The 7,653-nt window shown below is 47.6% G+C and carries 8 protein-coding genes; 1 reads left to right on the top strand and 7 read right to left on the bottom strand.

All coding sequences use genetic code 11. The features are described from left to right. A partial coding sequence (locus BZK41_RS27670; RefSeq protein ID WP_139762656.1) for a transposase domain-containing protein occupies positions 1–90 on the top strand: 90 nt, incomplete at its 5' end. A 479-nt stretch (positions 91–569) separates the two neighbouring features. On the opposite strand, the gene BZK41_RS27195 is transcribed toward BZK41_RS27670, so the two are convergent. From BZK41_RS27195 to BZK41_RS26600, 7 genes are all read right to left on the bottom strand, one after another. Further along, positions 570–962 carry a hypothetical protein gene (locus BZK41_RS27195; RefSeq protein ID WP_139762677.1) on the bottom strand — a complete coding sequence of 131 codons (393 nt, stop codon included), beginning with the start codon at positions 960–962 and terminating at the stop codon, positions 570–572. Between the two features lie 805 nt (positions 963–1,767). Then, positions 1,768–1,983 (bottom strand): reverse transcriptase domain-containing protein, encoded by a 216-nt coding sequence (locus tag BZK41_RS27665; RefSeq protein WP_253193794.1) that lies wholly within the window; start codon positions 1,981–1,983, stop codon positions 1,768–1,770. A gap of 606 nt (positions 1,984–2,589) precedes the next feature. Then, positions 2,590–3,111: a F18 fimbrial protein FedE gene (locus BZK41_RS26620; protein WP_079940167.1), complete on the bottom strand. Its 522-nt coding sequence runs from the start codon at positions 3,109–3,111 to the stop codon at positions 2,590–2,592. Next, positions 3,098–3,790, bottom strand: coding sequence for a fimbrial chaperone (locus BZK41_RS26615; RefSeq protein WP_079940166.1), 693 nt, complete (start codon positions 3,788–3,790; stop codon positions 3,098–3,100). Before BZK41_RS26615 ends, BZK41_RS26620 begins: the two co-directional genes overlap by 14 nt. After that, the gene (pefC, locus tag BZK41_RS26610) at positions 3,783–6,191 is read right to left on the bottom strand and encodes a PefC/AfrB family outer membrane usher protein (RefSeq protein WP_079940165.1); all 2,409 of its coding nucleotides are present in this window, start codon (positions 6,189–6,191) and stop codon (positions 3,783–3,785) included. Before pefC ends, BZK41_RS26615 begins: the two co-directional genes overlap by 8 nt. 94 nt (positions 6,192–6,285) lie before the next feature. Further along, the gene (locus BZK41_RS26605; protein WP_079940164.1) at positions 6,286–6,807 is read right to left on the bottom strand and encodes a fimbrial protein; all 522 of its coding nucleotides are present in this window, start codon (positions 6,805–6,807) and stop codon (positions 6,286–6,288) included. A 144-nt stretch (positions 6,808–6,951) separates the two neighbouring features. After that, positions 6,952–7,269 (bottom strand): PapB/FocB family fimbrial expression transcriptional regulator, encoded by a 318-nt coding sequence (locus BZK41_RS26600; RefSeq protein WP_139762676.1) that lies wholly within the window; start codon positions 7,267–7,269, stop codon positions 6,952–6,954. Positions 7,270–7,653: the final 384 nt, after the last annotated feature.

Genomic DNA, 7,653 nt, shown 5'->3' with positions numbered 1-7,653 from the left:
CTTCGCTATGTCCTTGACGTCATAGCTGACTGGCCGATAAACCGGGTGAATGAACTGCTCCCCTGGCGCGTCGCACTGCCAACGGAATAACTTGTCTTCGTCAATACGGTTCTCGCTGAACGCTTACACCAGTGCGAGCATTGAACGACTTTTTAAGATTTTTTCCGTGGGCAAAATTAAGTTCTCCTGTCATCGCCCTGTACAACACAGGTGATGATGTTGTGGTCGCCATTACAAAAAGACCCTAGGGTAAGGGGGAAAACTATACACCTATTGGGTGGAAGGTTGTCGCGTTTTGTATATGCGGAGCCGTTAGTGGTGCAGGGGTTGTTACCGTTTTATTACCCGTTTGTCGAACAGCATGGCCCGGAGACAACCTTTACGGAATATGCACAATTCTGATGCCTGAATACATACCGGGCAAAGAAGTAAACTAAATGATTGAACCCCGACACGTTGTCGGAAGGACCCCCGTCGGATACGGCGGGGGTTGGTTGGTGGAACAGTTCAAGGTTTGCTTTGCTGTGCGACCGGCAATTTGGTTCGCGCATGGAGATGGGCCAAGGATACTATAGCATTGTGACGGTAACGGGAATGCTGTAGATTTGCTGCCCTGGTCCACCAGACAGAGCAATTACCATTTTGTGCCGCACACCTGGTGTGGGTGCCTGAATCACCCCGACATCGGTAAGTACGCCATTTACACGGTACCGAACTCCGGGAACGGCCCCCCATGTCAGGTCGAGAAGAGTACCATTCCCCGCGATGATAGCGGTCGACTCAGTGGTACACTCCGCACCAGCCACACAATTCAGCCTGGAAATTTCAGGGTCGAGTCGTATTCGTAGTGGGTCGCTATTAACGGTTTGTAAGTTAAGTGTACCGTTGTAGTAGATGTGCCCCCAGTTGGACGATGCACCTGGTACGCGTACGGTTAGCTTCACAGTGGCAGAAATGGGCACACTGGTGGGGCATGCACCAGGTACTTCAATATATCTCGGAATTTTAATGTGGTTTTCTAGTGTATTAGCCCACGTAGGGTCACGAAACCATTGTGACGCGGACGGCGCTGGGCCCGACAATGTATAAGTAGAGACCGAACCGGAACCGAAATCAACTACTAGGCTTGAATCAGCGGTAACACCAAAGCTGTGGCTAACCCCATTAGGAAATCCGACATTGAACGACAGTATCTCTATTCGTTCGACATTGTGTTTAAAAGGACGTCCGATTCGCCATTCAGAGGAGTATGTTGATTCTAGGGTAAACTTACGATCGGGTTTGGGAGGCAAGGCAACAATTCCGTCACTAGTTTCGGTTATATAGCTCATGAGTACTTTGCACGAGTCGGCCTGTGCAGTAGGGATCTGCGACACTATAATGATTAGAGGGATAAGTAGTGATTTTTTCATATTAGGAGACGTTGCGGCATATGCAGCGTTAGGTAAAATGGGAACATACAGGCAAAGCCGCGTTCAACTGGCGCTCTACCCACAATGTCCATCGTGTCTCATACCGTTGCACCCGCTGGCGGAGAGCCTCTTCAGACAATCCTTTCCTGCGGGCCTGCTCCTCAAGCCGCAACCGACGTGCACGATGGTTCTTTTTCTCACGAGGGGCTATCCCGGTGGGCCCCGTTGCATCAAACCATACGCCCAGTCAGTCAAATCTGCGCTCAGTACGATCGGCCTGTGTTTTGTCCGGATGGTATTCAAAACCGGTGTCTTCAAAGTAATCATGCAGACGTCTGACTGCACGCCGTAACGGCTAACGACGCTTGGACAGAAAAAGAAAGTCATCCATATACCGGACATAGTAAATATCCTCCTGTCGGCTGAATGCAGAATCCACATGCCACAGGAACGCTGCTCCCAGGAGGGGGCTCAGGGCGCTACCGCGACACATACCTCTCTGTGGTGTAAAAAACTCACCGCCGTGTTCGACGGTGTACCAGATGTACTGTTTAATGACGTTCTGCAGCACAGGCGAACGGACAAAACGGCATACGTGGTGCCAGAGTTTGCGTTATTTCTGCCAGTGAGTCTCGGCCGCCACGGGTCCGGCAGTGTGGATACACCGTCTCTGCAAGGGCAGCAGGTCCTTTGTTTCCAGGGCCACCCACTTCATCACTATGGCATCAGTGGCAGACCAAAGAACGATATCGTCCTGTTTTCCAGTCCGGATTAGCTGTGGTGGTAACATACGGTATTCTCCGTTATCCACTTGTCGCCATATACGCTCCAAATAGATATCCCGATGAAAACGCAGGTCCCATATATCAGCTTTATGCGATGCCTGGCATCGCTGGCGAAGCAACCACGCAAGTGCCAGCTCGCGGTGTTGATTACTCGACATTTCGGTGGAGCAGAACATAATTTTAAAATTCGCAATGTATATAACGTTGCACCAGTAACAGAAACAATAACCACTGGTTTTGTTTTTGTTGTACTGATTTTGTCTGTACGGGGTTTCAGTAATAGCTCTGCAACAGGTTTGTCCCGAACCAGATACACAGCCACAACAATCCGACCAGAATGAACGTCAGAGCATCAGTAAGCATCCCTGCTTCCCGTTTGAGCCTCCGTGACATTACGGATATCCCACCTCAAAACGCAGCGTGGCTGATGCCAGGCCAAACGGTCCGCTCCGGGAGACCTCCGTAACTGGAGTCAGCGTACAGGTGCGCGTCACGCCAGCTACTGCATTTGCATCACTGCAGAAATAATCTTTCGCTCCGGAACCGGTCAGTTTAATGGGCTGCATCGTTCCTTTTTCTCTCAAAGAGAGTGCTGCGCCAGTAGCCTGACCGCCAGACATCATACGAACCTTGCTGTCACCGTCTGCTGTCCCTGAGACAATGCCGGCTGTCAGCCCCGTTTTCAGCGGGGTATTACCCTGACAGGTCCACGTGATATTAAAATCACTGTGGTCCTTCGCTCCCCCTGGCGTTAGGGGGCCTAGGTTATAAGAAGAGGGTACCGTAATGTTACAGCTCGGCACAGTGAAAGTGACGTTGATCGTCTGTGTTGCTGTAGCGGTTGTAGCTGCATGTACACTTCCTGCCGCCATCGTCAGCATCAGTGCTGATAGGACAATGTTAGTTAATTTCATAACTCTCTACTCCGCCCCAGTCATTTACGGAATCGACGCTGATTTTTCCGCTCACTTTTTTCCCCAGACTCACATCACTGAACGGCTTCAGTTGAGCAACGTCTTTCATCACGCTGTCACTGAGGGAAAAGTCCTTGCCATTGTGTTTTACGTTAACAATGGCCATGTAGTACGGCGTCGGGTTTTTCAGCCAGGTCACATTACCGCGCTGTTCCAGCTTCAGCTGTTTTTCCGCATCCTTACGGCCATTCTTAATGGATTTCGGGCGATAAATCAGCTTCACGCGGGTATTCATGGCTATGGCTAGCACGCTGCCCTCACTATCCTTCGCTTCCGGCTTCGGCGGGACTTCCTGCACATTCAGCCAAAACAGGGACTCGCGATCCTTCGGAAGATCCCCGTCCGTATTCATAACCCGGATAATCTGCTTCTGTTTAGGCGAGACCTTAAAAAACGGCGGCTGTGGCACCATATAAACCCCGTCGCCCTGGTTCGTGTTGTCGATCCAGACTTGGCCACCGTAGGTTTTATCCGCATTGTTCGTCACTTCAAAGGAGATGTTTTTCTTTCCCTCTTCATAAATGAAACGGGTACCGTTCAGCACAAACGCCGCCATTGACTGGCTGCAGAAAGAGAGAGAGAGGAGGGCAGCCAGTGCTGCCTTACCAAAATTACTCACAGCGAACCTCCTGAACTTTATTGGTATTAGCTTTCAGTCCTGCCATGGAGAAGCGGCACTGTTTGCCAGTTCCGGTATCCACGCTGACAGATTTCGGTTCAGCCAGCATGTTCATCAGCAGAACACCATTGTTTGAAATAAATCCGGCATTCAACCCCTGCTCCGTACGGGCATCACCGCCAGTCAGATATTTTCCCTGAGCATCCTTCACTCGCACGATGTAACGCAGCACATTTTCAAAGCCGAATTTGCGGTAAACCATGGCACCCTCGGTCGGTACAACCCTGAAGGAGGTGGTTTCGAACTCCATGTTGTCCGGTACGTTATCCATGTTGATGTTGATATGGTTCTCTGAATACTCAGATAACCACACCACCGTATTACCCTTGCTGTTCGTCGGCATTGAGCCATTAACCGAAACACCTTCAACTCCCGGAATGCTGACAATCCCCACTGTGTCAGACGACTCTTTGGTAAAGAGCGGACCGGTTTCGGAAGTGCCCAGAACTGAGCCGGAAACACCGCCCGAGAAGCTGGTCTGGCTGTTACCCCGTTTGTTGTATGAACGGGACACGGCCATATTGGTTTGAATAGCGTCAAATGCATAACTGGCCGATGTAGATGCACCGCGGTCACCTTTCGACCCCGCATTTGCACTCAGACTGTAGTTGAAGCGATCGGTCGGCATGGCAGATACACTGGTGTTAAATGTCGAGCCTCCAGTACGGGTATAGCCCACGCTGTTACTGGAGTAATGCCGGGTTCCTTTCAGGTCAAACGGCACACTCAGACTCAGTGAGACGGAGTAATCCGCTTTATCTGACCAGGCATACTTTGAGTAAGAGCCATTCAGGAAGATCGAAACAGCGTCAAATGACGTACTCAGCGAAAGCGTACTGCCGGTGTCATGGCCATTACGCATCCAGTAATCCTGACGCCAGTAAGCGCCACTCAAATAGGTTCCATCAAACCGGTGCGACAGACGGGCCTCATAACGTGACTTCTGGTTGCCGTAGCGCCAGGCATCGATATCCTTCGGGTTAAAATCAGCAAACTCCACATATCCTTTGCTCTGGTAACGGTACGTCAGCAGCTGCAGATCAGTTCTGTCCGTGAAGCTCTTGGCGTATTTGGCGCTGAAGCTTCCCCCGGTTTTCTCTTTACCGTTGTCATAGCTGGCCTTTGCAACGTTCGCACTGAGCGACATTGCCCCAATCCCGCCCAGCATCTGCGTGAAGCCCAAGCCGCCTGACTGATAATCCTCGTTCAGAATAAACGCGGAATTCAGTGTGGTGGTGGAAAAACCGTAGTCCAGACTCCCCAGCCAGAATGCCTCGGTGTCGGAATGAAACGCTTTATCCAGCTCGTTGCTGTTGTTCTTCTTACCAACGGCTAGGTTGTACTGAAACTCGCCCGGACGCAGCAGCGTCGGTAGCGTGGTCACAGGATAGACCTGCTCAGTTTTGTTGCCGCTTTCATCTTCAACAGTAACGACAAGCTCTCCGTTACCCATCGGACGCAAATCATCTAAGCGATAAGGACCTGCCGGCACCATTTTTGAATACACCGTATACCCGTTCTGCTTCACGGTGATGCGTGAAGGGGTGGGGGCGATACCGGAAATATCCGGCGCGTATCCGCGGGATTCCCACGGGCGCATATTGCTGTTGGAACGCAGTGCCGCGCCATAAAAATTAAAATCAGAAAACAGTTCGGTACGTGTCTGGGATTTACCCAATAACAAATCGCCTTGCACCTGACTGATGGCCGTTGAGAGCGCTAAGTCACTGGAGGTGAACTCTGTTTTGTTATCAGAGTGTGAAACGTTCATGTTACTGGATAACACCCAGCGCCCCATGTTAATGGCAGCATCAAAGTTACCGAACGCATTAAAATCGTTATGAACCGTTTTGTTAACGTTGCCGTAATATTTCAGGCGTCCGCCATTCATCCCGTAATCCCAACGCGCAGGGTCAGTTTTACTCAACAAATAGGCCTGAGGAATATTAAATTTTAATGTCTGAGCACCGTAATCAAAATCCACTTTAGTATGTGGATTGCGGGCCAGTACATAACATTGTTTTTCTTTGTCAAAGATATCATTATAAGCGTCTTTTTTCATCATCATCCCGGCATTATCAAACCATTCGGGTGAGAGGCAAAGACGATTGTTTTTTTCATCTTCTTCCGTGATGACAAGACTTACACGGCCGGTTCGTTCATTATTGACGAGTACATCAACAATATACTGACCGCTAGGATAAGCAGAGTCATTCTTCAAAATTGAAGGAATAGTGCTGGTTCCCTGAATAAAATCTAAGTTTAATTCTGTGGCTGCACTAAAATGAGAATATATACTCAGTGCCAGCAGAGATAATCTAAAAAGACGACGTATTTCCATCACTGAATATAACCTCAAACTCAGCAGGGAGCGTATCCTTCGGGGATATTTATAATTATCCGGGGGAATTTCCCCGGATAAAGAGCATTAAATATTACTTGTAAGTAACTGCATATGCAGTGGCGGTCTGGAAATCACCTACTTTATCTTTACCTTGAAGCGCAGCTTTGTATTCAACACCCGCATTAATTACTTTATCAGCAGAGAAGTCAGTGCTGGTTTTAGATGCTGTGATTGGGGCGACATCATTATTCTTGGCATCAACTGGCGTAAGAATTACGTACGCATCGGTTGCCAGACCGCCCTGAGCACCAATACCATCTGCAGTCAGGTTACCCGCCCATGAGAAAGATGCGGTTTTCTGTGCAGTCAGTGCAGCACAAGAGGCATTAGCCGGGTCTTGTGCTTTAAACTTAATTGAAATCTCCTGGCCTTTCGTATTTTTCGCTACAGTGCCAAGTTGCACCAGATTGCCGACATTGCCATTCATTTCAGGGGTTAAGTCGCAAGTGGTTTCAGTTACGTTACCAAAAAACTGAATATCCCCCTGTGAAGCCATTGCAGAACCTGCAGCCATGCTCATCGCAATAGCAGAAGCAATCATCAACTTTTTCATGAATAATTATCTCCAAGCTTATTTCAGTAATATTAATGACGTATGACCTATACGTCGAATCTCCCCCTCTGATATAACTAGCGGATAAAGAGGAGATAGGTCGTACATTCCATGTATCAATGTAGTTTTGAAGAACTACTGTGCTTATACGTCGTGAAATTTATAAAGCGACAACAACCCCTTTACTACAGCATGAGCTCGCTCTACACGAGCGATACTCGTACTGAGGTATCCGTTGTTAACTCTGAATTCATCACAAAGATATTTTCTGCTTTTCCCCTCAACAAAATACCCTTTTAGAGCGTTAATGATTTTTTCACTTCGAATGGCTGATAATTCAATCAGCAACCAAAAAACATCTTCTGGCACAGTGCCTGAAATAAGACGAGAGTCGCGTTTAGTTACAGCCACGCCCAGCTCCATATCGAGGTTGCTAATTTTATTTATATGATTCACATGCATACAACAACCTCCAGTTTTGATTGTGAAAATAGAATGAAAATGATTTAAGGCGTTCTGTAAGACACGAGTGAATTGTATTTAAAAAATTATTTTTGAAAAGACCATTATTTGGACTTTTACACTAAATTAACAACAAAACAATAGTGTATTATGCTGGCGATTTATAAAACAAAAGAATTATTAACCAAAATAAAAATCAATGTCAGAATAAACTAACAAAAAATACAAAACAATCAAAAAAAAATTTTTTTTCAAAAAAAATTATTTAAGGCGCCTGCAGGAAAAAGAAAAACAAAACAAACAAAACAAGCAAAACAAATAGCTTGAGGCATCTATCGAATATATCTTTCAAACAAATCGGTTTTTACGATTATAAGTATTACA

It is taken from the genome of Citrobacter sp. A316, assembly GCF_002042945.1.
GTDB lineage: Bacteria > Pseudomonadota > Gammaproteobacteria > Enterobacterales > Enterobacteriaceae > Citrobacter > Citrobacter portucalensis.
Note: the sequence above shows the minus strand (reverse complement) of the source record. Positions and strands in the feature narration are given on the sequence as shown.